This is a genomic window from Acidovorax sp. KPB24-07 (genome assembly GCF_057543315.1).
Genome location: NZ_BAAJYS010000017.1, coordinates 1 through 26,291 on the forward strand (window position 1 = coordinate 1; position 26,291 = coordinate 26,291).

Annotated in this window: 19 protein-coding genes; all 19 read right to left on the reverse strand. The window is 63.1% G+C overall.

What is annotated here, in order from left to right; genetic code table 11:
• Positions 1-317: 317 nt before the first annotated feature.
• The 19 genes from AC27IQ_RS04230 to AC27IQ_RS04320 all read right to left on the reverse strand — a co-directional run bounded on the left by AC27IQ_RS04230 (position 318) and on the right by AC27IQ_RS04320 (position 26,289).
• On the reverse strand, positions 318-1,040 hold the full coding sequence (locus AC27IQ_RS04230; protein WP_487088452.1) for a DUF2325 domain-containing protein: 723 nt from the start codon (positions 1,038-1,040) through the stop codon (positions 318-320).
• Between the two features lie 494 nt (positions 1,041-1,534).
• On the reverse strand, positions 1,535-4,300 hold the full coding sequence (gene tssH / locus AC27IQ_RS04235) for a type VI secretion system ATPase TssH (protein ID WP_487088454.1): 2,766 nt from the start codon (positions 4,298-4,300) through the stop codon (positions 1,535-1,537).
• 37 nt (positions 4,301-4,337) lie between these two features.
• The gene (gene tssG, locus AC27IQ_RS04240; protein ID WP_487088456.1) at positions 4,338-5,468 is read right to left on the reverse strand and encodes a type VI secretion system baseplate subunit TssG; all 1,131 of its coding nucleotides are present in this window, start codon (positions 5,466-5,468) and stop codon (positions 4,338-4,340) included.
• Positions 5,465-7,339, reverse strand: a complete 1,875-nt coding sequence (gene tssF / locus AC27IQ_RS04245; RefSeq protein ID WP_487088458.1) for a type VI secretion system baseplate subunit TssF — start codon at positions 7,337-7,339, stop codon at positions 5,465-5,467. Before tssF ends, tssG begins: the two co-directional genes overlap by 4 nt.
• A gap of 66 nt (positions 7,340-7,405) precedes the next feature.
• Entirely contained in the window at positions 7,406-7,930 is a 525-nt protein-coding gene (gene tssE / locus AC27IQ_RS04250; RefSeq protein WP_272552281.1) for a type VI secretion system baseplate subunit TssE, read from the reverse strand.
• An 8-nt stretch (positions 7,931-7,938) separates the two neighbouring features.
• A complete protein-coding gene (locus tag AC27IQ_RS04255; protein ID WP_487088460.1) occupies positions 7,939-8,733 on the reverse strand; it encodes a type VI secretion system accessory protein TagJ in 795 nt (264 codons plus the stop codon).
• A gap of 198 nt (positions 8,734-8,931) precedes the next feature.
• The gene (gene tssC, locus AC27IQ_RS04260) at positions 8,932-10,428 is read right to left on the reverse strand and encodes a type VI secretion system contractile sheath large subunit (RefSeq protein ID WP_272563858.1); all 1,497 of its coding nucleotides are present in this window, start codon (positions 10,426-10,428) and stop codon (positions 8,932-8,934) included.
• A gap of 18 nt (positions 10,429-10,446) precedes the next feature.
• Complete coding sequence (gene tssB / locus AC27IQ_RS04265; protein ID WP_272563859.1) at positions 10,447-10,986, reverse strand: type VI secretion system contractile sheath small subunit; 540 nt, start codon at positions 10,984-10,986, stop codon at positions 10,447-10,449.
• Positions 10,987-11,299: 313 nt separating this feature from the next.
• Positions 11,300-12,307 (reverse strand): type VI secretion system protein TssA, encoded by a 1,008-nt coding sequence (gene tssA, locus AC27IQ_RS04270; protein WP_487088463.1) that lies wholly within the window; start codon positions 12,305-12,307, stop codon positions 11,300-11,302.
• Positions 12,308-12,381: 74 nt separating this feature from the next.
• Positions 12,382-13,095 carry a type VI secretion system-associated protein TagF gene (tagF, locus tag AC27IQ_RS04275; RefSeq protein ID WP_487088465.1) on the reverse strand — a complete coding sequence of 238 codons (714 nt, stop codon included), beginning with the start codon at positions 13,093-13,095 and terminating at the stop codon, positions 12,382-12,384.
• Complete coding sequence (gene tssM, locus AC27IQ_RS04280) at positions 13,077-16,703, reverse strand: type VI secretion system membrane subunit TssM (RefSeq protein ID WP_487088467.1); 3,627 nt, start codon at positions 16,701-16,703, stop codon at positions 13,077-13,079. Before tssM ends, tagF begins: the two co-directional genes overlap by 19 nt.
• A 2-nt stretch (positions 16,704-16,705) precedes the next feature.
• On the reverse strand, positions 16,706-18,046 hold the full coding sequence (locus AC27IQ_RS04285; protein WP_284430792.1) for a DotU family type VI secretion system protein: 1,341 nt from the start codon (positions 18,044-18,046) through the stop codon (positions 16,706-16,708).
• Between the two features lie 8 nt (positions 18,047-18,054).
• Complete coding sequence (gene tssK, locus AC27IQ_RS04290) at positions 18,055-19,389, reverse strand: type VI secretion system baseplate subunit TssK (protein WP_284430791.1); 1,335 nt, start codon at positions 19,387-19,389, stop codon at positions 18,055-18,057.
• A 5-nt stretch (positions 19,390-19,394) separates the two neighbouring features.
• A complete protein-coding gene (tssJ, locus tag AC27IQ_RS04295; protein ID WP_317358671.1) occupies positions 19,395-19,964 on the reverse strand; it encodes a type VI secretion system lipoprotein TssJ in 570 nt (189 codons plus the stop codon).
• A gap of 29 nt (positions 19,965-19,993) precedes the next feature.
• Positions 19,994-20,782, reverse strand: a complete 789-nt coding sequence (locus tag AC27IQ_RS04300; RefSeq protein WP_487088470.1) for a PP2C family protein-serine/threonine phosphatase — start codon at positions 20,780-20,782, stop codon at positions 19,994-19,996.
• Entirely contained in the window at positions 20,779-22,995 is a 2,217-nt protein-coding gene (gene tagH, locus AC27IQ_RS04305) for a type VI secretion system-associated FHA domain protein TagH (RefSeq protein WP_487088472.1), read from the reverse strand. Before tagH ends, AC27IQ_RS04300 begins: the two co-directional genes overlap by 4 nt.
• A gap of 27 nt (positions 22,996-23,022) precedes the next feature.
• Positions 23,023-23,505 carry a TssQ family T6SS-associated lipoprotein gene (locus AC27IQ_RS04310; protein WP_284430787.1) on the reverse strand — a complete coding sequence of 161 codons (483 nt, stop codon included), beginning with the start codon at positions 23,503-23,505 and terminating at the stop codon, positions 23,023-23,025.
• A 1-nt stretch (position 23,506) separates the two neighbouring features.
• Positions 23,507-24,325: a PEGA domain-containing protein gene (locus AC27IQ_RS04315; protein ID WP_487088474.1), complete on the reverse strand. Its 819-nt coding sequence runs from the start codon at positions 24,323-24,325 to the stop codon at positions 23,507-23,509.
• On the reverse strand, positions 24,322-26,289 hold the full coding sequence (locus AC27IQ_RS04320; RefSeq protein ID WP_487088476.1) for a serine/threonine protein kinase: 1,968 nt from the start codon (positions 26,287-26,289) through the stop codon (positions 24,322-24,324). The genes AC27IQ_RS04315 and AC27IQ_RS04320 overlap by 4 nt, the downstream gene beginning before the upstream one ends.
• Positions 26,290-26,291: the final 2 nt, after the last annotated feature.

Below are 26,291 nucleotides of genomic sequence, written 5' to 3' on the forward strand. Positions count from 1 at the left end.
CCGAAGCACTGGCGGCACTGTGCCAGCAGATGGCACAGCGGCCGGGCCCCATCGTGGGCATTACCACGCTGGCAGCGGGAACCACGGTGGTGCCGCTGGAGCGGCTGGTGATTGAACGCGCCCTGAGCGTGAACACCGCAGCGGCGGGCGGCAATGCCAGCTGATGACCATGGCCTGACGCGCGGCAAAGGGGCCCATGGTCAAAAGCTGCCTCAGGCATGATCGACTAGGGCATATTGCTATAAATTTAATAGCAATCGATTGTCAGCCGCTAATGGCCACGCGCGGTCGAAGCCCGCGGTGCGCGGGCTGCCGGCCTACCGCTGCGGCACAGGCTCATCCTGCGGATGCGCCAGCCCTCGCATGATCTGAACGACCTGTGGCTGGTCCACCAGCACGCACGGTTTGCCCGTGCGCTTGCAGTGGTCCTGCACCCGCCAATAGTCGTCATGGCCGACGCAGCCGGTCTGGCAGATGACGAAGTCGGCGGCGATCAGGCTGGCTTCCAGCGCCGCATTTCCGCCGGACAATGCGGCGGCGCTTTCTTCCACCGCCGCTTCCGGCTTGCGGCCCACCGGCTGCGCGATCAGGCTGCCCGCGGCATCCGGCGCAATGCAGACCACGGACCGCATGGCCCCTGGCGGGGCCGATAGCGTTTCACTCGCCACCGCCCGCAACGCCATGGCAGGCACAGGCATGGTGTGATGGGAGCGTGCGGCCCGCCACTGCCAGTGCAGCACCTCGCGCATCAGCTCATGAATGCGCTGCCCCAGGGCTTCGATCTGCCGGCCCATGGCGCGCCGCCGAGCCGGGCATTGGAGCGCAGCGGCGTTCCCTTCGGCGGCTTCCTCGCGGGCGAATGCCAGCGCCGTCTCGGCCACGATGGCCCGTGCCCGCAGGCGGATGGCCTGGGCCTGCAGACGCTCGATCTCGGTGGCCTGCATGGCCAGCAGGCGGCTGCAGCGAATCTGCGCCCGCCCATACCCGTCCAGAAGGACCCGGTGTTTCTCAATGAGATCTTCCAACGGCGTGGCGGTCATCTGCGCTCCCTTTTTCAAACCGATGCGGGACGAGCCCGATGTCCAGCGCGGCGCATCGGGCTGCGCCCCTGCTCGACCCGCAGTGAACTGCTGAGGTGCCGCTGCGATCGCGGCATATTTGATTGATAACCATTCTCATTTAATGATACACTGGCGTCAATCGTTGACCAGGGCCTTCGGTGGCTTCTTCTCAGAATCCACCGCCAAGCCCGGTCAGCCCCCAACCGGTTTCATCGTGGGGCGACTCCCGGACTCTCCGTCCGACGGGTCGTTTTTTGCCAGCCAACGGGCGTGCTCGCGTAGCCAGGCTTTTTTTGCGATGAATGCATCCGTTCGAACGAATGAACGGCGTCCTTTGCAGACTGCAAATGCCGCGCGGCCTTCACCGGCGTGTGAGCGCCTGCCGCCAGCATCATTCCCTCGCCCTTGCCGGCAGCCCTGGGGCCGGCGCCAGCCTCCATGGCCCCTGCGCCAGGGGCCATGGATCGTCGGCATCAACCGAACACGATCTCGAAATCGCTGTCCGATGCGCTGAGCTGGATCTGGCGGATCACGTGCGCGTCCACGGACGATTGCAGGAACTGCATGGCCAGGCGCGGCAGCAGGTTCTGCGTGATGATGCCGTCCACCATGCGCGCGCCGGATTCGACCTCGCTGCAACGCTGGCGAATCAGCTGCACCGCGGCCTCGTCGAACGTGAACTGCGCGTTGTGCCGCTCCAGGATGCGCGTCTGGATGCGCTGCAGCTGCAGGCGGATGATCTGGTCCAGCATCGCGTCGGAGATGGGGAAGTACGGCACCACCACCAGCCGGCCCAGTAGCGCGGCCGGAAACTTTTCGAGCAGCGGCTGGCGCACGGCCTTGGCAAGCGCCTCGGGCGGCGGCACCAGATCGGGGTCGCGGCACATGCCGGCGATCAGTTCCGAACCCACGTTGGAGGTCAGGATGATCACCGTGTTCTTGAAGTCGATGTAGCGACCTTCCCCGTCTTCCATCCAACCCTTGTCGAACACCTGGAAGAACAGCTCGTGCACGTCGGGGTGGGCCTTCTCGATCTCATCGAGCAGCACCACGCTGTAGGGGCGGCGGCGCACGGCCTCGGTCAGCACACCGCCTTCGCCGTAGCCCACGTAGCCGGGCGGCGCCCCCTTCAGGGTCGAGACCGTGTGCGCTTCCTGGAACTCGCTCATGTTGATGGTGATGAGGTTCTGCTCGCCACCATACAGCGCCTCGGCGAGCGAAAGCGCGGTCTCGGTCTTGCCGACGCCCGACGGACCTGCCAGCAGGAACACGCCGATGGGCTTGCCCGGGTTGTCCAGCTGCGCGCGGGCGGTCTGGATGCGCCGCGTGATGGCCTCCAGGCCGTGCCGCTGGCCGATCACCCGCTTTTCCAGCGTGTCCGCCAGGGTGAGCACCGATTTGACTTCGTCGCGCACCATGCGGCCCACCGGAATGCCGGTCCACTCCGCCACCACGGCGGCCACCACGCTGGCATCGACCACGGGCTGCAGCAGTGGGTCCTCGCCCTGCATGCGCAGCAGTTCACCGCGCAGGCCGCTCAACTGGTGGACAGCCGCGGGGTCCGCCCCATCGCCCTGCGCTGGCGCAGGTGCCGAATCGGCCGGCCCCTGCGCATCGGCGGGTGCCACGGTGCCGCCCTGCGCGGCGCTTTCGGCGGGCGGCGCAGCTTGTGCCGCGGCCTCCTTGGCCACGCGGCGGGACAGCACGGCAGCCTCCGCGTCCACGATCTGCTGCACCATGGCCTTTTCGCTTTCGAAGCGGGCCTTGAGCACCTCATGCTCCGCCTCCAGCCGCGCCAGCGACGCATTGATTTCATCGAAGCGTTCGGTCTCGCCCACGCCCAGGTCCAGTTCGCGCTGCACGATGTCCTTTTCGACCGCCAGCGACTCCAGTTGCCGGATCACGGCCTCCAGGCGCGCCGGGGTGGCATGCAGGCCCATCGCCACGCGCGAGCAGGCGGTGTCCAGCAGGCTCACCGCCTTGTCGGGCAATTGCCGCGAGGGAATGTAGCGGTGCGACAAGCTGACCGCGGCGGCCACCGCGTCGTCGCCGATGCGCACGCGGTGGTGGCCTTCCAGCTTGGCGGCCACGCCACGCAGCATGAGCACGGCCTTGGCTTCGTCCGGCTCGTGGATCTGCACGAGCTGGAAGCGCCGGGTGAGCGCCGGGTCTTTCTCGATGTACTTTTTGTACTCGGCCCAGGTGGTGGCGCCGATGGTGCGCAGCACGCCGCGCGCAAGCGCCGGCTTGAGCAGGTTGGCCGCATCGCCCGTGCCGGCCTGCCCCCCCGCGCCGATCAGCGTATGGACCTCGTCAATGAAGAGCACGATGGGCGCCGTGCTGGCCTGCACCTCGTCCAGCAGGGCCCGCAGGCGGTTCTCGAACTCGCCCTTCATGCTGGCGCCGGCCTGCAGCAGGCCGATGTCCACGACGCGCAGCTGCACGTCCTTGAGCGGCGGCGGTACATCGCCCGCCGCGATGCGCAGCGCCAGGCCTTCGACCACGGCCGTCTTGCCCACGCCAGCCTCACCGACGAGGATCGGGTTGTTCTGGCGGCGGCGCATCAGGATGTCGACCATCTGGCGGACTTCTTCGTCGCGCCCGGTGACGGGGTCCAGCTCTTGCTGGCGCGCGCGCTCGGTCAGATCGACCGTGTATTTCTGCAACGCCTCGCCACGCCCCGTGCCGGCCGGGCCTGTGGCACCACTGGCCTCGCCGGGCACGCCCGAGAGGCCGGAACCGTCTGCCGCGCCCAGGCGCGATTCCGGCGAATCGGGCAGCAGCCGCGCGAACGCGTCGCTCAAGGCCGGCTCCGTCAAGCGGCCCAGTTCGCTGGAGATGGCCCGCAATTCATTGGCCAGGGCACGCGTGCGCACCATGCCGGAGAGCCAGTAGGCACTGCGGATCTGGGACTCGCCGAACATCAGCGTGGCATAGACCCAGCCGCGCTCGATGGCGGTCTCGATCTGGGCCGAGAAATCGCTGATCGAGGTGGCCCCGCGAGGAAGACGGTCCAGGCTCTGCAGCACGTCGGCCGCGAGCTTTTCGGCATCGATCTCGAAGTGCCGGAACACGCGCACCAGATCGGAATCGGTTTCCTGCAGCAGTTGGTGCAGCCAGTGCACCAGCTCGACATACGGGTTGCCGCGCAGCTTGCAGAACACCGTAGCGCTTTCCAGCGACTTGAACAGCAGGGGATTCAATTTTCCGAAAAGGGCTTGCCGGCTAATTTCAGACATGGGACCTCGGTGAGTCAGTTTTTAAAAAGGGAGCGCATCAGGCGTGCGCGGATGTGGGTGGCGAGGTGGCGCGGCGGGCAGCGCCCTTGCGCAGGGTCAGCCAGTGCTCGGGGTCCAGGCGGAAGTCGTCCGGATCGCGGGTGGCGGGCGCCGACAGGGACCATGTCGTCCACCCCAGCCGCGTGGCGCCGCCGAGCTGGCAGGGGGGCACGTCTTCGCGGCGCAGCACCAGCTCGAAGTCCCACGCGAACTCGATACCCAGGTAGTTGCGCACCCAGTCCACCAGCGCCTGGAAGTCTTCGCCTGAAGGCAGGAAGCGTTCGTACTGCGCCAGCGTGAGCGGCCCGATCCGCAACCGGAATTTGCTCTGTGCATCGGGCACCCGGCTTCCGACCACGGTGTCCACGCCCAGTTGTGAATTGCAGGCATTGCGCGACAGCCGCGTCTGCTGGCGGGGTTCGAGTTCCAGGTAGTGCAGCGCGTATTCGATCAACTCCACCGGCACGCCGAAATACAGGCGAATGGCCGCCGTCAGGCCTTCCGGGTTGCGCGTCCAGCGGGTGAGGTGGCCCGCCATGTACTGCTTGGCGTGGTCCGGCACCGCGTCGCGGGACCGCTGTGTGGGCTCGCCCAGCCCCACCAGGCTGCGCACGTGCCGGCCGAAGGAATCGTCGCCCGCCCGGTCCAGCGAGGTGGTCGGCTGCGGGTCCGACCAGGCCCGAAAGAACAACAGCAAGAGCCGGTGGTGGAAGATGTCCGAGAAGCGCGCCAGCGTCGGGTCGTCGTACTGCCTCAGGCGCTCGCGCACGTATTCCGTGAGGTGTGTGGGCATCGGCCCGTTGGGCCCGTAGAGCCCGAAATTCCACACCATCAGCCGCTCTGGCTGGCCCGCCACAGCGGGCAGGACCTCCGCGAGGGTCGCCGGCGCAAAGGCCAGAGACGGGTCCTGGCCCAGGCGCAGGGACTCGCCCTGGGGCCGCAGTGCCCGGCCGAACCGGGGAAACTCGGGCTGGCGGGCCTGCAGCAGCCGCAACGTGAAGAACAGATCGAATTCGTGCGGGTTATCTTTCAGCTTCTGCCAAAAGAGCGCCACCCCGGCCTCGCTCGCCGGCCGTGCAATCCGCGCCTGCCGGGCGTCGCCCGCGTCGAGCGTGGGCAAACGGCTCATGTGCAGGGCCTTTGGCCAGGCCGCACGCGCCACTGCGCGATGCGGCCGCGCTGGCGCGAATCGAGGGCCAGTTCGGTGTAGCTGTTCACTCCCACGTGCCGCGCGAAGAAGCGCTCCAGGACGGCCATCAGCGGCCAGGGGCTGACACCGGCCAGGGAGCTTTCGTCCACGCCGACCGAGACCCCCACGCCACGGCCATAGACCAGTTGCCCATGCTGAGGCAGGCGGCGGGTGATGGCGGAAATGCCCACGCCCTTGATGCTGGAGACCTGGCCGGACAGGTCCTTGTCGCCCAGGTCGAGGTACAGCCGCAGCAGATCGCGCAGCGTGGCCGCGCCCTCTTCTTCCGACAGGTCGGTCATCGCCAGGTAGTTCAGGGACAGGTGCGAGATGAGGCGCCAGGTGATCTCGTTCTCGGCCACGCTGGACGTGGGCCGCGTGGGGCCCGCGACAGTGCGAACGCGGTCCACCGGCACGGATTCCACCGTGGTGAAGTCGCCCTCGCTGCTGCGCCCGCCCATCAGCAACGGCAGGTCGCGGTTGGTGCACAGGGTGCGCACGCTCAGCTGCTTGAGATCGTCCGAAAACGGGGCTTCCCGCTGATCCACGAGGGAGATGAACACCTCGCTGCCCAGGTACTGTGTTCGGGGGCCGAAGCGCGCCGCATGCTCCGAAAACAGGCGAGGCTCCCTGCGCGCGGCAAAGTAGGCCTGGTCGCTGGACCGGATGCCATGGATGGAAGAAAACAACGGCACGAACTCGCGGTCGTTGAGCTGACCCTCGCGGTGGCCGGTCACGCCCAGAACGCTGTAGACCTCGAAATCGCGAGGGCGGGTGCGATCGGGCACCACGTGGTATTCGTTGACGTTCGGCGCCACATGGATGCGGTCGGCCGGGCGTTCGAACAGGTTGATCGCGGGCACGCAGTGCAGCAGGAACTTGTGCCGATCCACCTGGGCTTCCAGCGCAGGCTGGGCACGGCGCAGCAGCAAGGTGATCGCAACGGCCTTGGTCTCGGCCTTGGCCAGTGCGGTTTGCAGCCCGCGAATCGAGAAGAACCGGAACCGCGCCGGGAACGCGAAATACTCATGGAGCAGCCGGTGCCCCTGGAAGCTGCGGTGCGAGTACGGCAGCAGGGCCTGCGACTGCTCGTAGCCTTCTGCCTGCAGGGCGTCGGCCGGCAGGTGGGCCCAGACCCGCGAGGGGTCCTGCGCATCGTGCACCACGATGCCGATCAGCGACTCGTGGATCAGCTCCTGCAGATGCGATGCCACCGCATCGCCTGCCGAGATGTGCACCTCCAGCCGGTCCAGGCGCAGGTCGCAAAACCGCAGCGCTCCACGGGTGGACAAGTCGATGCGCAGGTGTGCCGCTGGCTCTTCGGGCAGGCGCAGCCGCGACAGCGGCAGATCCAGCGGCGGGCCGCCGAGACGGGCCTGGGTGAGATCGATTGGCCACAAAGTAAGCTCGTGCCCGGTGCGGAAGTCGCACGGCGTCTGCTCCTCCGCCGTCTTGCGCGCCCTCAGCACGCTGCCCACCGGCAGCGTGTAGCCATCGGCCAGGCTCCCTTCGCTCGCGCTGGGGTCCATCTGCACCACCACCATCGACGGCGTGGGGGCCAGATAGTGCGGGCAAACCATTTCCAGAATGCGCTGGGAGAGCCGGGGAAACTCCGCATCCATCTTCATCTGGATGCGGGCGGTCAGGAAGCTGAACCCCTCCAGCAGGCGCTCCACATAAGGGTCGGCCACCTCCAGTTCGCGCAGCGACAGGCGCCCCGCCACCTTGGGAAAGGCGGCCGCGAATTCGGCACCCAGTTCCCGCAGATAGCTGAGTTCTCGGTTGTAGTACTCGACCAGGCGAGGATTCATCGGGACATGCCCTCCGGCACATGGAGGACCGGTCGGATGGCGCAAATATGCATGGCCTGGATCACTTCACCGTAAATCAGAGACGACCACCTGCCCGGTTTCCAGGTCCAGGCTGGTCTTGAGCAGCAATTCCATCGGATAAGGCGCGGACCAGAACTGGCAGCGGATTTCGAACTGCAGCGTGTTGTGGTGGCTGAACAGCTTGCTGGAGGGGGCCAGGGCCACCGTCAGCGTGTCGCGAAGGATGCGGGGCTCGTGGGCCAGGATGGACTTGCGGATGGCTTTCTCGATGTCCTTCCAGTCCAGCTCGGACAGCAACTGGCCTGCCAGTGGCGTCATGCCGAAGTTGATCACCGACCGTTCTGCCTCGGGAAGGCCTTCGAAGTCGATGTGCGAGGTCGCATCCGAAGCGTTGAGCAACCAGTTCAGATCCCGCAACAAGGCCTGGCGCAGGCGGGCCTCGGTGACATAGACGGCATCGGCACGCTCGGTGCGCTTGCTGGGCTCGTGGTCCGTCAGGCGGTCCAGCAGGGCCGGCTGCAGGCGGTCCTTTCCGTTGCCGAAGTTGTCATTGGGGCGCGTGGTCGCCATGGATCGGATCAGCCCTGGGTCGATTCGGCCGTGAACTTGATGCGGCGCACGTCCAGCAGCGCATGGTCTGCCTGCTCGGAAATCCACACGCGCTGGCCGAGGCCAGCCACCTGTTCCTGCCCCAGATCGCTCCACTCGGTGGTGCGGGACAAGCGCACGCCATCGAACGCCACGCTTTCCGAGCCCGGGTACCGGGTGGGAATGAAGCCGAGCATCTGCCCGCCGTTGACCAGCGTCACCTCGCAGGCTGACCAGACCAGATCGCGCAAGTCCTGCGGTTTTTCGAAGTTGATCTGCTGGATCGCGGTGAAAGGAACCCAGTAGTACCCGCCGTTGGCATACAACTCGCAGACCGGGCCCAGCCGCGCATCGGAATCCGCCAGCCACTCGAAGGGGGTTCCGTCCAGTTCACCCGGCGAAGCAGGCGCCTCGTCGAAGGCACTGCTGCGCAATTCGGCGGCCTTTTCGGCCTGCCCGTCCGCCGCGCACTGGAGCGCCTCGACCATCCAGCCCAGCCAGGCCGGTGGGTCCCCCAGAATCTGCGGCGTGCGCCGGCCGGCGAACACGTCCCGCCGAGCCACTTCGCAAAGAATCACCTCGCGATAGGCCTTGGCCATCGGCGCCGTCTTGCTGTCCAGTTGCGCGCAGATCTGCAACTGGTCGAGCGCCTTCTGCCACTCGCCGAACAGCACCAGCATCTGGAAGTAGTAAACGCGCAGAGACGCATCCGCCGGATCCTTGCGAATCGCCTCCTTCAAAGAACTTAGCTGCGTATCCAACGGAAGCTTGGAATCAAAGATCATGGGATGGGTGGGACCTTGAACGAAAGGGGGCATGAAGACAGCGCCGCCGATGCACCCTCCCTGCAGGATGCCAGCGCAAGACCAAGGCAGATGCCATGACAGGCACCCCTTGGTTTGCGCCCTTCGAAAGTCAGCGCTGCGATGGTTCGACAGGCGAGGGAGTCATGACCCCCGACGCCTGCCCTCTACAGCGCTGGATCAGTTGCCGGCTTGCTTGACCGACGGCAGCTTGGAAACCAGGCGCAGCGAAACGGTCAGGCCTTCGAGCTGATAGTGCGGGCGCAGGAAGAACTTGGAGGTGTAGTACCCCGGGTTGCCCTCAACCTCTTCCACTTGCACTTCGGCAGCCGCCAGCGGCTTGCGGGCCTTGGTTTCCTGCGAAGAATTGGCGGGATCGCCATCGACGTAATTCATGATCCAGTCGTTCAGCCACAGCTCCATGTCGGAACGCTCCTTGAACGAGCCGATCTTGTCGCGCACGATGCACTTGAGGTAGTGCGCAAAGCGGCAGCAGGCGAACATGTAGGGCAGGCGCGCGGACAGATTGGCATTGGCCGTGGCATCGGCGTCGTAGTACTCGGCCGGCTTGTTCAGCGACTGCGCACCGATGAATGCGGCCACATCGGAGTTCTTGCGGTGCACCAGGGGCATGAAGCCGTTCTTGGCGAGTTCCGCTTCGCGGCGGTCGCTGATGGCGATTTCGGTCGGGCACTTCATGTCCACGCCACCATCATCCGTCGGGAAGGTGTGGGCAGGCAGGTTGTCCACCGCGCCGCCGGACTCGACTCCGCGGATGGATGTGCACCAGCCGTAGTACTTGAACGAGCGGTTGATGTTCACGGCCATCGCATAGGCCGAGTTGGCCCAGCAATACTTGCTGTGATCGCCGCTGGCTGTTTCCTCTTCGAAATCGAATTCGTCCACCGGGTTGGTCTTGGCGCCGTACGGAAGCCGCGCCAGGAAACGCGGCATGGCCAAGCCGATGTATTTCGAATCATCGGACTCGCGCAGGCTGCGCCAGGCGGCGTACTCGGTGTTGGTGAAGATCTTCGTCAGGTCGCGGGGATTGGCCAGTTCCTGCCAGGATTCCATCTGCATCATGGCGGGCGAGGCGCCGGAAATGAAGGGGCAATGCGCCGCGGCAGACACCTTGGCCAGTTCGCCCAGCAATTCCACATCGGTCGGGCTGTGGTCGAAGTGGTAGTCGCCCACCAGGCAGCCGAAGGGCTCGCCACCGAACTGACCGTACTCCTCTTCGTACACCTTCTTGAAGATGGGACTCTGATCCCAGCCCACCCCCTTGTAGCGCCGCATGTTGCGATGCAGTTCCTTCTTGGAGATGTTCATCACGCGGATCTTGAGCATCTCGTCCACTTCGGTGTTGTGGACCAGATGGTGCAGACCGCGCCATGCCCCTTCCAGTTGCTGGAATTCGCTGTGGTGAATGATCTGGTTCACCTGTTCGGACAGCTTGCGGTCGATTTCCGCAATGATCGCCTGCACCGTTTGATAGGCGTCATCCGACAGCGTGGCGGAGGCCGCCAGGGCCTGCTGGGCCAAGGTCTGTACCGCGGCTTCGACGGCCTCGCGTGCCTGATCGGTCTTGGGCTTGAATTCTTTTTGCAGCAACGACGCGAATTCGTTGCCTTCGAGTGTCTGGGCGGCTGGTGCCGCTTCCATTTGGCGTGCGTTCATGGTCGGGTCACTCCTCGCTTATTTCACGTCCGTCGATGGTTCAGCGCTGTCGGCCGGCTTGGGCATGGCAGCGAGCGATTTGAGCAATGCCGGATCCTTCAAGACCTTGCTGATCAATTCTTCGGCCCCTTGCTTGCCGTCCATGTACGAAAGCAGGTTGTGCAACTGAGTGCGAGCCTCCAGCATGGAGTTGAGTGCACCGACCTTGCGGGCGATGGCCGCGGGCGAAAAATCCTCCATGCTGTCGAACGTGAGCTCGATGTGCAGGCGGCCATCGCCAGTCAGGGTGTTGGGCACGTTGAAAGAGACGCGGGGCTTAATGGACTTCATCCGCGCATCGAAATTATCGATGTCGATTTCCAGGAATTTGCGGTCGGCAATCTCCGGCAAAGCTTCGACAGGCTTGCCGGACAAGTCGGCCATCACGCCCATCACAAACGGGATCTGCACTTTCTTTTCAGAGCCGTAGATTTCCACGTCGTATTCGATCTGGACCCGGGGCGCGCGATTGCGAGCGATGAATTTCTGACCACTCTTGCCCGTTTTGCTCAGTGTCATGATGTAACTTCTCTTTTCCTAGGATTTATAAAACGTGAGCGTAGGGTCTTGTGAAGGCATCGCAATTACAACGACTTCGCAACAACACCAACTTACAAATTCATAACAAAATGGAACGCCCATTTCTTTAGGCACGCCGCATCACCGTTCTTGGTCGGCTGGATCACCACCCCGCTACCGGAACATACCGCAGAGATGGTGCGCAGATTCAGGCTCAAACCCATGAATGGAACTTTGGACAGGCTGCAGTATCCGCACGACTCACCGTCCCGCAAGTATCTCCAGCCCTTCGCGCTTAGATGCTACAAAACGTTTACAGAGGGCTCTTCACGCCAGTGATATTTTCTACTTGGGCCACGCTGTCTGGAGACAGTTCACGAAGAATGTCAAGAAAGTCCAGGCCCATCAGTCGCACGGCCCTTCGGATCAGCAAGGGAGCAGGATTGGTGGGCTCCGTGCGTTCCAGAAATTCAGCAATCTCCATCAGGCGCGACACGGCATCGGACCGCGTGCGCAGCGCAAATCCCTGGTTGGATGCAGTAGCCAGAGGAGTTTCAACAGGTACGCCCCCCGCCTCTTCCACCGCGTCCGACACCGGCGCGGCAGCATCGGCATCCTTGGGAATCAGATCGCGAAGCACGCTGAACACGCCGCGAATCTGCTCCAGATCAGGTCGTTGATCCGCGTCGAGCCGATCACGGAAGATGGCTTGCATCGACTCGAAAGCCTCGCTGGCCACAACCCATGCGCGAAGCGTTTCGTTGCCCTGCCGCCACGCATCGAACACGGCGCCACGCAACTGATCCAGCGACATCTTGATGGTGCCGTCGGCTGCCGTGCCGCGTGCCAGTGCTTCCGCGTCCCGGACATTGATCGCACCCGCAGCAGACCGCAAGAAATCTTGTTGGCGAATATCCCGCAGTTGTCCGGTCACGTCGTTCAGCGAAGCCACCGCATTCATCCGCATGAAGTGATCGCCGTCTTCCGGCAGCGGATGGAGGTGATCCCAATGCTGGCTGAACATGGCCGACATCAACTGCACGCCCTGGGACATGCCGCGCACGCCCTGTGTGTTGGTCAAGGCATGGGACAGCTTCGCCACCACCCGGATGTCTTTGGTGCGGGACAGAAGCGCAGTGGAGCGTTTCTCCACTTCACGCCAGTCCGGCGGTTCCGCCGGGATCACGGTCTCGCCAAATTGCTGCTCCGGCTTGCCGTTCGCGGCGTTTTCCAAGGCGAGAAACTCGGCGTCGTACGTCAGATCCTCACCGCACGGTGGGGCATCGCTGGTGGGCGCCAGCAGGGCGTCAAGATCAATCATTCAAATACCTGTCTGTTCGCATCGAAGAGGCTCGCTCGGGCTCAACAAAAGAAGAACGAAGGGCACCGACACGGCTAGGAAGCCTTTCTGAAAAGCCGAGAGAACAGATGGCCATCAAAGGCGCCGCCGTGCTCCACCATTTCGTGCCCCCCAGCCGCATCGGACCACCAGACGCTGCGCGCCTGTTGCGATCGCAGGATATCGCGCCCGGCGCTCCAGGGCCGGCCATTGACTGTGCTGCCACTGGACGATGGACTCAGCCCCAGGTCCGCCAGGATGCCCGCCATCGAAGGTGCAGCCGCTGGTGCCGACTGGTCTGCGTGAAACGGCCATGGCAATACGGAAAGCCTTGCATCCAACTCTTCCGCAGGCAGGGCCAGCCTGCGGGCCTCGATGATGGCGTCCCGCGTGCCGAAGAAGAACCGTTCCAGCGTCGGGTCGGATACCAAAGCGCTGGTCCGATCGGTGGCGATGGCCACTGCCGTGATGGGATAGCACCGCCCGATGCGGTCCGCACTGGGGGCCAGCACGCCGCACACTGGCGAAGTTTTCCCGCCCAGGCTGGCAATGAAGAACCACAGTGGCGACTGAATAAAGCCAGGCTCCCATTGCCCGGGTCCCTGCGCACGCAGTTGGTCCAGCCCACGGCTCACCCAAGCGTCCCATTCGTCACCGATGGCGCGGGGCATCCTGCGTCCCACGAAATCGCCCTGCCCCGGCAGCTTTCCAAACCAGGAGATGCGGGACTGCACTTGTGGCGATGCTTGACTCACAGGTTGCCAGGACACTCGAACTCCTCCATGGCTTTGAGACGGAAAGGATTCAGCACACTGCCTGTGGTGATTTCGAATCGCAGGCGCCGTCCGTCGATGTTGAAAGCGGCAATGAAGCGCTCGGGTGCGTTGCCGGGAAGAATCTGCGCCCGGTCGAAGAACCGGTGCAATGCCCAGGGCCCCTCGGTGACCAAGCCAGTGTTTTCAGCCCCCGATCCGGTCAATTGCAACCGGACCTGCCCCGTGCCACGAGCTCCCGGCCAGTTCACCGACTTCGGAATCTGAGGTCCATGCTGGTAGCGCAGGACTTCGCCATCAACATCCAGCACCATTTGCGTGATGGCAGCATCCATCTCCAAGGGCTTGATGTCCAGCCGGATCGACGGTGCCTTGCCCCCGGCCCGGAAATAGACATCCCGAATGACGGAGGCACGCTGGAACGAAGCCAGCGCAGCAGAGCCGCCCACGGGCGAACCGTCCACACCCTGCTTGAAGCTCCAGGGATTGGTGGAGATATCGACCATTGGCTGCAGCGTAGTCCGGAAAAATTCATCCATGGTGCCGCCCACGGAGAACAGGCGGGCGAAGTCATCCGTCGTCACATCGCGGCCAGCGCTGCGCGTGAAGGGATAGCGACCCAGGATCGCGCGCCGGCAAAAGGCACCGATCGTGGCGTTGAGATTTCCGCCCACAGCGGCCCGCACGTCGCGCCCCACGAAAGCCGAAGTGGCTCCCGCCAGATCTTCGTACATGACGTTCAGGGGCGGCGGCACGCGCTTGGCTTCCGTGCGCACCCGCTCCAGCGTGGCGGACAGCGAAGGCGGCACGGTTCCACCGGCACTGACCTGCTGCCGTGCCGATGCGATCACTGCGGCCGCCTCGTTCAGCACCTGCAGGCTGGCGGTCATGGGAGAAGGGCCCGAACCGTTCGAGGTGGCCAGCCGCCGATATTCGCGGAAGCGGAAATCGACCAGATCCGCCTCCAGCGTACCGCTGGAGGTAAGCCCCCCCACATTCACCTGCTTGCCCGTCAGGCGGCTCAACTGCTCCTGCTCTTCCTTGATGCGGTTGATTTTCTCTCCCAGCCAACTGCTGGTTCCTCCCCCTGCAGACGGACGCTGGCCAAGGGTGGTTTCCTTAGCGACGGCGCGAATGAACTGCTCCAGGCTGGAATTGGCGGCAGAGTACAGGCGAGCCTGCTCTCCCGCCTGATCGAGGGAGGCGATGCGCACCGGTCGCACATCGGCCAGGAAGTCCTCCCATAGCTTGGCGTACTCCATCAGGTAAAGCCGCTTGACCTCGAGCGCCAGCTGGCCGGTCAGCACTTCGTTGGCCGTGCTGCGCCGCCCATCGGCCTTGCCCAGCACCCAGCTCTCCTCCTGGGACAACAAGGCCGTGACCTTGGGCAGTTCCTGCGCGAACGCCCCGTAGTACCCGTCATAGGTGAAGAGGCCGGAAATACCCTGGGTCAGCGGACGGCCACTGCGGCGGGAGAATACCTGCGGCGCCTCGGGCCCGCTGGCGCGAACCACCGTGAATTCAGGCGGCAAGGAATTGCCCGTCAGCAGCAGTTGCTTGAGCCGGCTGTAGGCCCGTTGGGCTGGTGACATCTGGGCCAGCCGCTGGCGCACTTCGGCCACCAGTTGCTGATCCATCGGCACCGGTGCCACCAGCGCGCGGTCCTGCATCAGATTGTCGAGGTGGTGGGCCAACTGGTTGACCACGCCAGATTGCACCAAGCCAGGCGGAAGAGACGTTTCCCAATCGTTGACCATCCATGCGCGGATGGCCTTGGGATTGAAGCGCTCGGGCTCGTACAGCATCAGGTAGACCTTCAGCGCTTCGAAGCTCGCCTCCGGGTTGCTGGTGGACGTCTGCTGCAGTGACCGGCGCAAATGACGGGACAGGCGCGGAAGCCAGGCATCTTCGAGCAGGCGCATGTAGGTGGCGTCCGCAGCCGTCTGGACCTTGGGCACCTGCAGCAGGCCCTGGCGCCAGCTCAACGGGGCAGAGTCGCCCTCGTAGCGCTGGCTCACGGCCAGGGTCTCCGCATTGTTCAACAGCGGCAGCAAGCTCACCATGTCTTCCGGGTCGGCGTCGCGGGCGTCGTTGACCGCCTGCTTGAGTGCCGGAACCCGGTCTTTCACTTCTCCGATGTAGGCGACGTTGTTGTCGTGGCTGACGGTCCATGCGACGGTCACGCCGACCAGGGCCAGAACCAGGGCAATCAGCCCTCCGGCCTGGGCAAGGCGCAACTGACGTTCTTTCTTGGCATTGCGGCCGGTCAAACCCGCTTCATTGAACATCACGCCTTTGAGCAGCGTTTCAATGAAATAGCTTTTCCCGCTCTTGGCTCCCACCGAAGCCCCTGCGGGCGAGGGAACCGCGAACCGGCGCGAGAGTGCTGAAAGCACCCGGTCGAACGGCATGCCCTCTTGCGTTCCGCTGGTGAAATACACGCCGCGGAAAAGCGGCTTTTCCTTGAACCGGGACGATGCGAAGATGGTGGAAAGCGTTTCCTGCAACACATCGCGCAAACCGACGAATTGCTGAGGAAGGCCGTAGATCAGCCCCCGTCGCGACAAGTCAGGCTCGGAAAGCAGGCGCTGCGGCAAGAGGCGGTTGATCTGCCCCGCCAGTTCGTCGAACTCAGCACGGAAGCGGGCTGCCGGTTCCTCTTGCACGCCCCCTTCGTTGTACGGGCTGGTGAAGCCCCAGACCTGGGCCCGCTCCTCTCGGTTCATGTTGCCGAAGAACTCGTTGAACCCCGCCAGCAAGTCGGTCTTGGTGACCAGCACATACACGGGGAACTTGATGGCCAGCTCTTCGCACAGCTCGCCCAGGCGCATACCAATCAGCCGCGCAAGGCGTTCACGCTCCGCGTCGGTGCTGCTCAGCAACTCCTGAACACTCAACGTGACCAGCACGCCATTGACAGGCTGCCGCCCCCGGAATCTGCGCAGCAAAGACAAGAATCCGCCCCAGGCGGCCTTGTCTTGCGTCTCATCGCTTTCCTGGGTCGTGTAACGTCCTGCGGTGTCCAGAAGCACCGCCTGATCGGTGAACCACCAGTCGCAATTGCGCGTGCCACCCACGCCCCGAATCGAAGCCTTTCCGAACTGCGCCTCCAGCGGAAAATCCAGACCGGAATTGACCAGCGCCGTGGTCTTGCCGGAGCCGGGCGAGCCGATGATCAGATACCAGGGCAACTGGTAGATGTAGCGGCGATTCAGCCGTCCGAACCAGCCTTGTTCCGTTTGTCCAAAGCGCGTCTTGCTCAAAACGCTGATTGCTTCCTTGAAGCGGGTTTCGAGTTCGGCGACTTCTTCTTCCCCTGGACCGGCTTTTTCAGCCGGCCGGTCACCCGTGCCGAACCGGGCCAGTTGGGACAGCAGGCGAGCGTTCATCTGCTTCGCACGCCACCACTGGACCAAAAGCTTCAAGAACCAGAACGCGAAGATCGCAAAGATCAACCAGCCACGGACCTGAGGGCTTTCCAGTGGTTGGTATGGCTTGATGTAGATGAGCGGTCCGATGAACCAGATGACCAAGCTCAAGAGCACCAGCCCCAGCAGGACCAGCGTGAACCGGTTGAACAGGAAATCGAATATCTTGCGGAACATGCTTATTTTTGATTGGTGGCGCCGCCCTGGGGATTTGCACCCGGGGTGAGTTGCAGCTCGCTGTCACGAGTCTGCGGGGCAACATGCAAAACGATCTCCACGCGGCGGTTGAGCGCCCTGCCTTCCGGCGTAGTGTTCGGCGCTACCGGATCGCTTTCTGCACGGCCTTCGGCATGCAACCTGCGCCCATCGGAGACGCTCTTCGTCAGCATCGTGGTGACAGCCTGCGCACGCTCCTGGGACAAATGCCAGTTGGAAGGAAACCGGGCGGTGCGGATGGGAGAGTTGTCGGTGTAGCCATTGACCACGACCTTCCCGGACACCTCGTTCAACGCAGCCGCAATGCGCTCGATCACGCCGACGTACCGAGGCTTGACCACCGTGGCCCCGGCATCGAACAACCCATCGCCGCGCAGGATGATGATGCTTCGATCCGCCAGGTCGTTCACCTCCACCAGACCCTCTCGAATTTCGGGCTCCAGGAACTGGCGCAACCTGGGCTTGGGCGCGGCGGCGATGACGGCAGGGGCCTGCGGAAGCCGGATACCGTTGATTGATGCGAACAGATCGTCGGATCGCGATGCGAGGCGGTAGTTGAACCAGAGAAAGATCAGAAACGCGATCAGCAAGGCCAGTGCGGCCGCCACCCAAAAGGGAATCAAGGTCCACGGCGGCACCGCCGCGCGCTGAACGCCACGCCAATGCAGCGACAAGGCGCCGCTGCGGTCCCCCCTCGCCCCTTCGATGACTTGAAGCAGACGGGCCTTGAGGCTCTCCAACTGGCTCTTGCCGTTTTCGACGACGTGGTAGCGGCCTTCGAAACCCAGCATCAGGCAGAAATACATCAACTCGATGAGGTCGATGTGCTGGTTGGGCGTCTGCACCAGCTTGGAGAGCAACTGGAAAAACTTCTCGCCTCCCCAGGTTTCGTTGTGCAACGCGACCAGCAGGCTGTATTTGGGCCAGACACCCGAGCCACCCCAAGGGGTCTGCGCCGCCGCTTCGTCGATCGCCGTGCAGATGCAGTACCGGGCACCGATGATGGTCTCCATTGGCACGCCGGTGTTGCCGGCCCGGCTTTCGAATTGCCGGATGTTTTCCAGCAGAAACTGCTGAAATCCACCAGGGTCGCCATTGGTGGCCATGGCCCGGATCTGCGGGATCAGATTGAGCAGCGTGTTGGAGGCAGCCACCAGCGGATTACCGCCGCTGACCACATCTGGAAGCGCTGTTTCGCGCACCGCGCCGCCAGGGGTGTGAGGTGCCGTGGTCCCGGCCCGTGGCGCAGCGGCTCCAGTGCCCGTATCGAAGGCAAATACATTGCCAGAGGTTTGAATGGACATATCGGTTCTTAACGGCGAATGGCCCACATCTCAAGCTGCAGTTCAGGAAACTCGCCGGAGACGTGCAAGGCCAGGCCGCCGGAGTTTTGAAGTTGGCGCCACAGGTCGTGCGCTGTATCCAACTCGAAATACGAGTAGCCGGCGTGGTAAGGAATTTCGCGGGGAGCGACCGGCAGGGACCGCAGAGTGACGCCAGGCAAATGCAGATTGACCAAGTCCCGAATGCGCTCCACCGGGCCCAGTTTGATCTGGGTCGGAAAGTGCGCCCGCAGAAACTCCACCGTCGCCTGCGAATGGACCGCCAGCACGAAGTCGCAACTGGTCAGGAGTTCGGTGCTCGGGATCAGTGCGACATGCACGCCATACTGGCGTTCCTGCAGTTCGATCTGGATGGCGTTTTGTTCCAGCACTGAAGACAAGCCACGCCGCAGCTCCAGCATCAATGGCAGGAAAGAGCTTCGCAAATCGTCATGGTCATAGGCAGGCATGGGCGCAGGACGCCGCTGGTCGCGCGTGAAGGTGGCCAGTTCGCCCGCCATTTTGAGCAGGTCATCGAACAGCCGCTCAGGATGGATGGCGCGGATCCGAACCCAGTGCTCCACCGCCGGCTCCCAGCGGTTCAGGAACTGGAGCATCAGGAAGTCGCCGACCTCCCCCACGCCGCCGCGCCCCGGCTGGGTCAAGCGCTCCTCCAACGCAGCGCCACGCTGGCGCAGCAGGCCAAACAGCTCACGGCAGAACACCGCAAGGTTGGACATATCGGCATTGGTGACGACCGTGGGTATGAAGGTGGGATCCAACAGCAGCGAGCCATCTGCGCGGCGCTCCACCACCTGCACCAATGGCAGACTGACCCAGCCATCGGCAATGTCGTGCGATGCACGCAGCGCGAGCTTGATCTGCCCGACCTGCACCTCGGCAGCCTGCGCTCCAACGTCGTTGGAATCCGCCACTTCGATCACTTCTGCAGCGTAGCGCACGAGTGCGCTCGGCTCGGATCCCAGAGACACTTCAGCAGCCATGCGCCTGCGCATCGGCAAAGCCAGATGAATGACCGTGTCTTTGACGTCTTTGCCGATGCTCAACGCAGGCGGGGGCTCGTCGTGGTGGGGAAAGCTGAAAGGCGTACCGTCCGGCAACACCCCTTCGGCAGAGATCAAGCCGATCTTGCCCAACGCGAGAAGCTCCGTGTCCAGGACGAGGCTCGAAAACCCCCAGAAGAAGAACTGCGTGGGCAGCGTACGTGCCTGCACCAGAAAATCGGTGAATCGATCTTGCTGCTGAAAATGCTGAGGGCGCAAGAACATGCCCTCCGCCCATACGACCTTGCGCTGCCAGACCATGATAGTTACTGCGTTTTTTCTTGGATTTGAACTTTGACGGCATCTTGGGAGACGGTGACCAGATAGCGCACGGGCTTCAGGCGTTCAGTCTCACCCAGACCCCACCAGCGCCGGCGCATCTCCACCGAATTGGGTGCCGGCGCAGTGGCGCGCCAAGTGCTTTTCTCCAGGTCACGATAGCCCGCGAAGAATGCAAAGGCACGGACCTCGGCACTTCCTTTTCGCTCAAAGACGCGCCGCTCCCCTGGGACCACCAGAAACTCTTCACGGCGCACGAAGTCGCTTGCCAACTGCGCTTCGTCTTTTTCTTGAAGGTCCAGAAAACTGGCTTTGTCGAACGCAGCGGTGGCACGCAATTCGTACATTCGAAGCAAGATGGGCTTGGGAGCGCCATGCACATCGGGATTGAGCTTGGCGTCGGCAACCACTTCGAACACGGCTGGAGGAACGGCCGTAGGGGCTTCCTGAGGACGGTTCATCGAACTGATGACTCCGCACCCAGCGAGACCCAATACGCCAACACCCACGGCCCCTCCGAGCAAAGCACGGCGCAATCCATAAACCCGATCAAGCATCGTCGATTCCTTTGTTGGTAGAACTGGTTTCACAGCCCGTCTTCACTGGGTGACACCCAAATGGCGAATGCGCTGAAGTTGTCCTGGTGCGGCTTCCCCTGCGCGCGCAGCGTGGTCTCCATGTGCTCCAGCCAATCTTCCGGGTTCTGGCTGAGCCGCAGTGCCTCTTCCATATCGTCTTCATGAATGCCTTCCCAAAGTCCATCCGAACACAGCAGGAAGGCATCTCCCGCCACCAGATCGACGGCTTTGGAAAGCACGGTGGGAGGAATCTGCGATTCGGCCCCGACAGCGCCCGCAAGAACGCTTCGATTGGGAAGGTCCCGGGGGTCCTCGTTGCGATAGACCCCCGCATGCAGCAGTTGCTGCACTACGCTGTGGTCTTCCGTCATGCGATGCACTCGCTGGTCCCTGAACCAATACAGCCGTGAATCGCCCCAATGCGCCCAGAGCGCCCGACCCTTGGCCAAGTCCAGGCACAGCAGGACCACCGTGGCACTCATGTGCCTGCGGGAAACCGACAACGGTTGCTCCACCGCGACCGTATGCTCGGCCATCGAAATCAACGAGGCCAGGCCTGCGGGGGCGAACAGCGGGTTGTGGCGAAACCCATCAAGGACCGCGTTGACCGTCAGCCGCGCAGCCAATCCGCCGTGACCGTGGCCACCAGCCCCATCAGCCAATGCGCAACAAAACCCGCGGCCTCCTACATCCACCATTCCCAGGAAATCGTCGTTGGTCGCGCGCGAGCCCCTGTCCGAGAGCGACGCTGCGGTGAGACGGAACCGGTACTGATCGCCAACAACATGTGCAATCACAACTTGGCCTTTGCAGCGGCTTCCGCGTTCTCATAGGCTTCCAGAAAGGCCTGGCCAGAGAAGGCAGTGAGATCGTCCTCCGCGTCCCGACGGATGGCATCGAAGTTTTTCTTGTATTCGTCCCACAAAGCCGCCTTGCGGCCGATGGAGGAAACCTTTCCAAGCATCCCGCCAATGGAAGCGGCCTGCTTTTCCAGCTCGACCGGGTCAAAGCGTGCCAGCGCCTCGGCATAGGCCGCCCGAATACCGGCCATCAATGCCAACTGGTGCACACACAGGTCCTGGTAGGCGTCCTTCATGGCCGGAACTGGCTGCATGAACCCCGGAAAATTCTGTCCGATCATCTGCATGATGACGCCATCCGGTGTGGGCAAGAACTTCAAGGGGTTGTTGGCACCGGAGGCGATCACCGTGACGCCCGCGCGGAACTCCCGCTTGATCTCGGAGCGGGCTGCCAGCAAGTCAATGGTTCCCTGCACCGCGACACGGAACGCCTCGCCAAAAGATCGCATGAATTCCGGCGTGAGCGTGGGTTCCAGCTTTTTGGGCAGCACCCCGGCGCCGTCCAGAAAAGCGGTGACCAACGCGCTCAACTCCGCGGGAGGCATGCCCGCCAGGCCTGGCAAAGTAGCCGGTGCAGGAAAGTCGGAAGAAGGCGAAGGCGAAGGCGAAGGCGAAGGCGAAGGCGAGAGTGCAGGTGCAGGTGCAGGTGCAGGTGCAGGTGCAGGTGCAGGTGCAGACAAATTGGACGGTGGAAGCGGCTCCAAAGGTGCCGCAAAGGACATGATTTCGTCCCGGTGTTGCACTGTCCGATCCTCCAGGAACGCCGGCGGGACTGCACTTTTTTCCAGGACCGGAGACACCGGCTCAATGGGAGGCAGCCAATCGGAATCCGCTGCAGGCAATCCACTTCCGAAACTGTCCAGGTTCAGCCCCTCCACCTTACGAAGGCCTGGCAAAGGCGCTATCACAGGCTCGTTCGGTAACGGTATCGCCAGATCGGGGGGCACGACCTTGGCCTTCGTGGAAGACACCGCCGCATCGACGCTGATGGCCTCGATGCCCAGCGCCCCCACAGGGAGACGCTCGTCCGTACCGCTTCCAGCAGCCGTACTCTTCGGCATGCTGAAAGCCTGCGATAGATCGCATCCAGGCACTGCAAGTGAAGTGTCTTGAAGGGCTGGCGATTCGCGGTCCTGCTGAAACAAACGCAACGGGTCCAACTCGTTGCGGGGATCCAGCGCCTTGGGCAGGCCTGCATGGGCAGGATTGTCCATCTGATGCTCGAAGCGTCCGGAAACCGGCAACGCTTTCAGCAACTCGTCATGACGAAGATTGGCGACGTCCGTCAGACTCTTCGTCTGCAAGCCACCGGCCCAGGGGTCGCCCTTTTGCGCCTGCTTCTTCGGGTCCTGTGCAAACAGATCGAAATCGTCCGGGATGACCAGTGCCCGATGCGCAGCTGCCGGCGCGTTCCGAGGCATTGGGGTATCGTCCCATCCGGAAGGCAGCGGCGCAGTGGCAACACCTGCAGTTGGAGATAGGTCTGCCGGCAGCACAGGCACTTGCAAACGGGTGTCCCAGGACGAATCGGAGACCAGAGGCTCGGCCGGCACACCAGGAGGCACCCCGGCAGCGGCCACCTCTTCGTGAGGCATCGCCATGAACGCAGGCACGGTCGGCGGTTCCGCGTCGGAGGATGCCTCGATGGGGTCTGAAACCAGGCCCAGGATGGCAAAAGGATTGGTGTCGCCCGCATCAGCCGGGGCTTGCAACTCCTCCAGGAGGTCGCTTGCCGGCGTTTGCGGAGCGGCAGCGGGTGCGACCTCCAGAGGAGCGACCGGCGCAACATCTGCTTTAACGGCAGGTGCCACTGGAGCAGGCAAGGCCTGCCCCGGCAGCAACGCGTACAAGCGATAAGGGCCGATGACCACTTCATCACCGATCGCCAGCGGCACCTCTTCACCAGAGCGTACCTCCTGTCCGGCTACGGTGATGGAGCGGCGTTCGCAAAGGTTGGCGATGAAAGCCGCCTCGGACTCCATGCGGACCATCGCATGCACGCGGGCCACACTGGCATCGGAGTCGGGCAGCACCAACTTGTTCTGCCCTCCTCGGCCGATGGTGCCTCCGGCAACGCCGAAAACTGCAGACCAAGTCCGATCTACTGCAAGATCGGCCTGTTGAGCGACTCTGAGTTCGACTTTATCCATGGACGGTGCCTGACTGATCCGCTTTGCTTAAGGGGCTTTTCGATTGCTGCGCTGCTTTGCACGGGCTGCCGCAGCGCGCGCCGCATTGAACTCCCGGCCCCAAACGGGGTGCCCCTTTTCCGCCTCGGTCAGCTGAAAGGTGGGATCCTGTTCGAGCGCCAGATCGAAATGCTGGCGACATTGCCTGAGCCGGCCCATCGCACAGTGGCTGAAGGCGATGAACTTGAGCACTTTTACCTGAGAGGCCAGCGGAAGTTCAGCAGCGCCGATCAAAGGGGTCAACGCAGCAATCGCATCGTCGTAACGACCATCTGCATACACATCCAAGGCACGCGCCAGCGCTTGCTCCTTGGCAGCCACAGGATCCTGCTTGGCAGGTTCAGGCACGGCCGGCTGCTGACTTGCGGCATCCGCTCCCGGCGTTGCCGTGGCCTGAGGGGGCGTCTGGCAGGCAGTCAGCAACAGGCCGAGCATGCACTGGCCAACGATCAAAGGAAATCTGTATTTCATGCTACCTCGCATCAAAATCATGTTCGATGGTGAACGTCTCACCATCGATGACCGTGATCACTTTCTTAACGGTTTCAAAGCCTGGATTAGACAACTCCAGCGAATGGGAGCCAGCCGGCAACTTCAACTGGGTCAATGGAGGACTCACCCCCATCGCCTTGCCATCGACTTGCACGTGCCCCCAGGGCGACAGCCGAATGCGGACATTGAATGCAGCGTCTTTCTCTGCAGTCTTGAACAGCGCGCTGACCGGCACGGAATTCGATGTCTGAGCGGCAGTCACCCGGGATGCGGGAACCGCAGCTGCAGTGACCGCCTCCGCCGCACGGGCAGCACCCGGGGTTTTCCCAGGGTCTACAGAGGCATCCAGCACCGGTTTACCGCAGCGGGTGGCCCATCGTGCCTGCGAACGGAAGTAAGCGCTGCGCCAGGGCGTGTTGTTGAGTTCATAACCATCGATCTTGAACGAGGGACGTACAGCGAAAGCCGCGTCGAATTCCGATTCGCAGCGCTTTCCCTCTCCGTTCGTGCAATAGATGAATGCCAAATACTTATGCGCTGATGCGCGCTCCTGTCCATCCGGCAGGCCGGCGAACAAGGCCGATTGAAACGCGCGCTCGGCGGTCTGAAAATCTTTGGCGTCAAACAACGCAATGCCTTGACCCAGATATTGCCGGCCGGTGTTGACCGGGGCCGTCTCAGACCTGCCGGGTGCGGGTTTTTCGTCGCAATCTGCAGCGGCGTGAAGCAACGGCGCGTGACTCAGCGCCACCAGACAAGCAACGCGTCCAAGCGCAATGAATGGCCTGAAATGCATCATTCGAACTTGTGCGTTAAAACGACCGACTCGCCCTTTTTCACCAACACCATCTGTGTCACGGTAGGCGCAACCGGGTTGGAGATATCGATGCGGTGAAGCCCCTCGGACAAGGTCAACTGGGTCAATGGCGGAGTCGTTCCTGCCGGCACCCTGTCGACCGATACGTTCCCCCATGGCATGACGCGCAAAATAATCTTGCCTTTGTTTTCGGCATCTGCCGTGCGGGTTACCTGCGCAGGTACCCGCACGGCCTCCTCAGACGTGGGCAGAGCACTCGGCGCTGCAGGAACCGAAGCCGCCGGCGTCGGCACGGATGCGGGAGGCAGCTTCGCGGGTGCAACATCCGCCACCACCGTGGGTGCCGATGCCGCCATCACAGGAGCCGAAGCCGGGGCCTGCTGCGTTACGGGAACCGAGGCCGGCGCCATGGCCGACGTCAGCGCAGCAATTCGTTCTTCGGCTTCAACACGGTGCACACCATTGGGGAAAAGACTCAAATAAGTCCGCAATGAATCGGGCGTATTGATGCGGGCCGCCAGCATCCATTGGTCCGATTCCTGGGCATCTTGGGCCACGGCCGCTGTCTTCGCAGCGTCATCACCACTGGTGATCCACCATGCGCCACCTGCCGCAACAATCAATGCAGCGAAGCCCAATGCAGGGATCAGCCACACGGGGCGCTTGGTTGGCGGGGCATGTGCGGCACCTTGTTGGTTGGCCGCAGGTTTGGTTTTCCGGGACTGCGCTTTCGCAGATGACTCTGCAGAGGGCGATGGCGGCGCATGCACCGGCGCACTGGCAGCCTTGGAGGGCCGAACGTCAGTGGATGGGCGTTGCTGGTGTGCGGTGTCCAAGCCAGACACAACGGGGGCATAAGCCTCGCTGGGCACGGCGCCATGCCGCGCATCGGGGTGAGGAGCGATTGGCGCAACGGCCTCTGCAGGAAGCTGCGGTGCAGTAAATGCCGCTGGAGCCGCAACCGCCGATGGGACGTGCACGGGCTCATCCATTGAAGGATCACTTTCTTCGGCCACACTGAGACCCATCAAACCGGAACTGGGCCATGACAAGGTGACCGTCTTCAACCCCAGGAGGTGCCGCAGATCGCCGATGGATTGCGGGCGGTCCTGGGGTTTGATCGCCAAAGCGTGATGCACGCCACTGAGGAATCTGGCACTGAACCCCGGACAATTTTCAGGCACGAGGGTGGACACTGGATCGTTGATCATCCGAGCCACCGACGTCGCAGGCGGACGACCGGTGATCGAGAGATAAAGCAACGCGCCCAACTGGTAGATGTCCGTCCAGGCGCCTTGGGGCATGGCGCCGTCATCGACGTACTGTTCAATGGGTGCAAAGCCCGGCTTCAAGACCATGGTCAGGGCCTGGGTCATGTCCCCGATGATTCGCCGCGCTGCGCCGAAATCCAGCAGCACCGGCATGCCGGAAGATTGCAGGAAGATGTTGTCCGGCGCGATGTCCCGGTGGTAGCAGTCCGCAGCGTGCAGCATCTCCAGCACATCGAGGATGGGAGCGATGATGGTCGACAGCCATTGTTCGTCCATGGCCTTCGGCTGCTGATTCAAAAACGTCCGGAAAGTCTGACCTTCGTAATACTGCATGACCATGTATGCAGTACCGTTTGCCTCAAAGAAGCGATAGACATGCACCAGCGCAGGATGCGAGAACTTCGCCAACAGACGCGCTTCGTTGATGAAACTGCGCAAACCTGCGTCGAAAGCGCCACGGTGCTGGGAGCGGACGTGGATCTGATTGGACTCCTTTCGGCCCGCCAACGTCGATGGCATGTACTCCTTGATCGCCACGATGCGATCAAGACTCAAGTCTCTGGCCCGGTAGACGATGCCAAAGCCGCCCTCTCCAATGACATCGCTCAGTCGGTATTCACCAACCTGGACACCGGGAGCCAGGCAGTTCGCCGAACCACTTATTTCCTTGTGCATGT

Coding starts and splice junctions, on each gene's coding strand:
- tssM (WP_487088467.1), bottom strand. CDS start 16,703: ATGTTCCGCAAGATATTCGATTTCCTGTTCAACCGGTTCACGCTGGTC.
- AC27IQ_RS04320 (WP_487088476.1), bottom strand. CDS start 26,289: ATGCACAAGGAAATAAGTGGTTCGGCGAACTGCCTGGCTCCCGGTGTC.
- AC27IQ_RS04230 (WP_487088452.1), bottom strand. CDS start 1,040: ATGACCGCCACGCCGTTGGAAGATCTCATTGAGAAACACCGGGTCCTT.
- tssH (WP_487088454.1), bottom strand. CDS start 4,300: ATGTCTGAAATTAGCCGGCAAGCCCTTTTCGGAAAATTGAATCCCCTG.
- tssC (WP_272563858.1), bottom strand. CDS start 10,428: ATGAACGCACGCCAAATGGAAGCGGCACCAGCCGCCCAGACACTCGAA.
- AC27IQ_RS04310 (WP_284430787.1), bottom strand. CDS start 23,505: ATGAAATACAGATTTCCTTTGATCGTTGGCCAGTGCATGCTCGGCCTG.
- tssE (WP_272552281.1), bottom strand. CDS start 7,930: ATGGCGACCACGCGCCCCAATGACAACTTCGGCAACGGAAAGGACCGC.
- tssF (WP_487088458.1), bottom strand. CDS start 7,339: ATGAATCCTCGCCTGGTCGAGTACTACAACCGAGAACTCAGCTATCTG.
- tssA (WP_487088463.1), bottom strand. CDS start 12,307: ATGATTGATCTTGACGCCCTGCTGGCGCCCACCAGCGATGCCCCACCG.
- AC27IQ_RS04315 (WP_487088474.1), bottom strand. CDS start 24,325: ATGATGCATTTCAGGCCATTCATTGCGCTTGGACGCGTTGCTTGTCTG.
- AC27IQ_RS04255 (WP_487088460.1), bottom strand. CDS start 8,733: ATGATCTTTGATTCCAAGCTTCCGTTGGATACGCAGCTAAGTTCTTTG.
- tssB (WP_272563859.1), bottom strand. CDS start 10,986: ATGACACTGAGCAAAACGGGCAAGAGTGGTCAGAAATTCATCGCTCGC.
- AC27IQ_RS04285 (WP_284430792.1), bottom strand. CDS start 18,046: ATGTCCATTCAAACCTCTGGCAATGTATTTGCCTTCGATACGGGCACT.
- tssG (WP_487088456.1), bottom strand. CDS start 5,468: ATGAGCCGTTTGCCCACGCTCGACGCGGGCGACGCCCGGCAGGCGCGG.
- tssJ (WP_317358671.1), bottom strand. CDS start 19,964: ATGCTTGATCGGGTTTATGGATTGCGCCGTGCTTTGCTCGGAGGGGCC.
- tagH (WP_487088472.1), bottom strand. CDS start 22,995: ATGGATAAAGTCGAACTCAGAGTCGCTCAACAGGCCGATCTTGCAGTA.
- tssK (WP_284430791.1), bottom strand. CDS start 19,389: ATGGTCTGGCAGCGCAAGGTCGTATGGGCGGAGGGCATGTTCTTGCGC.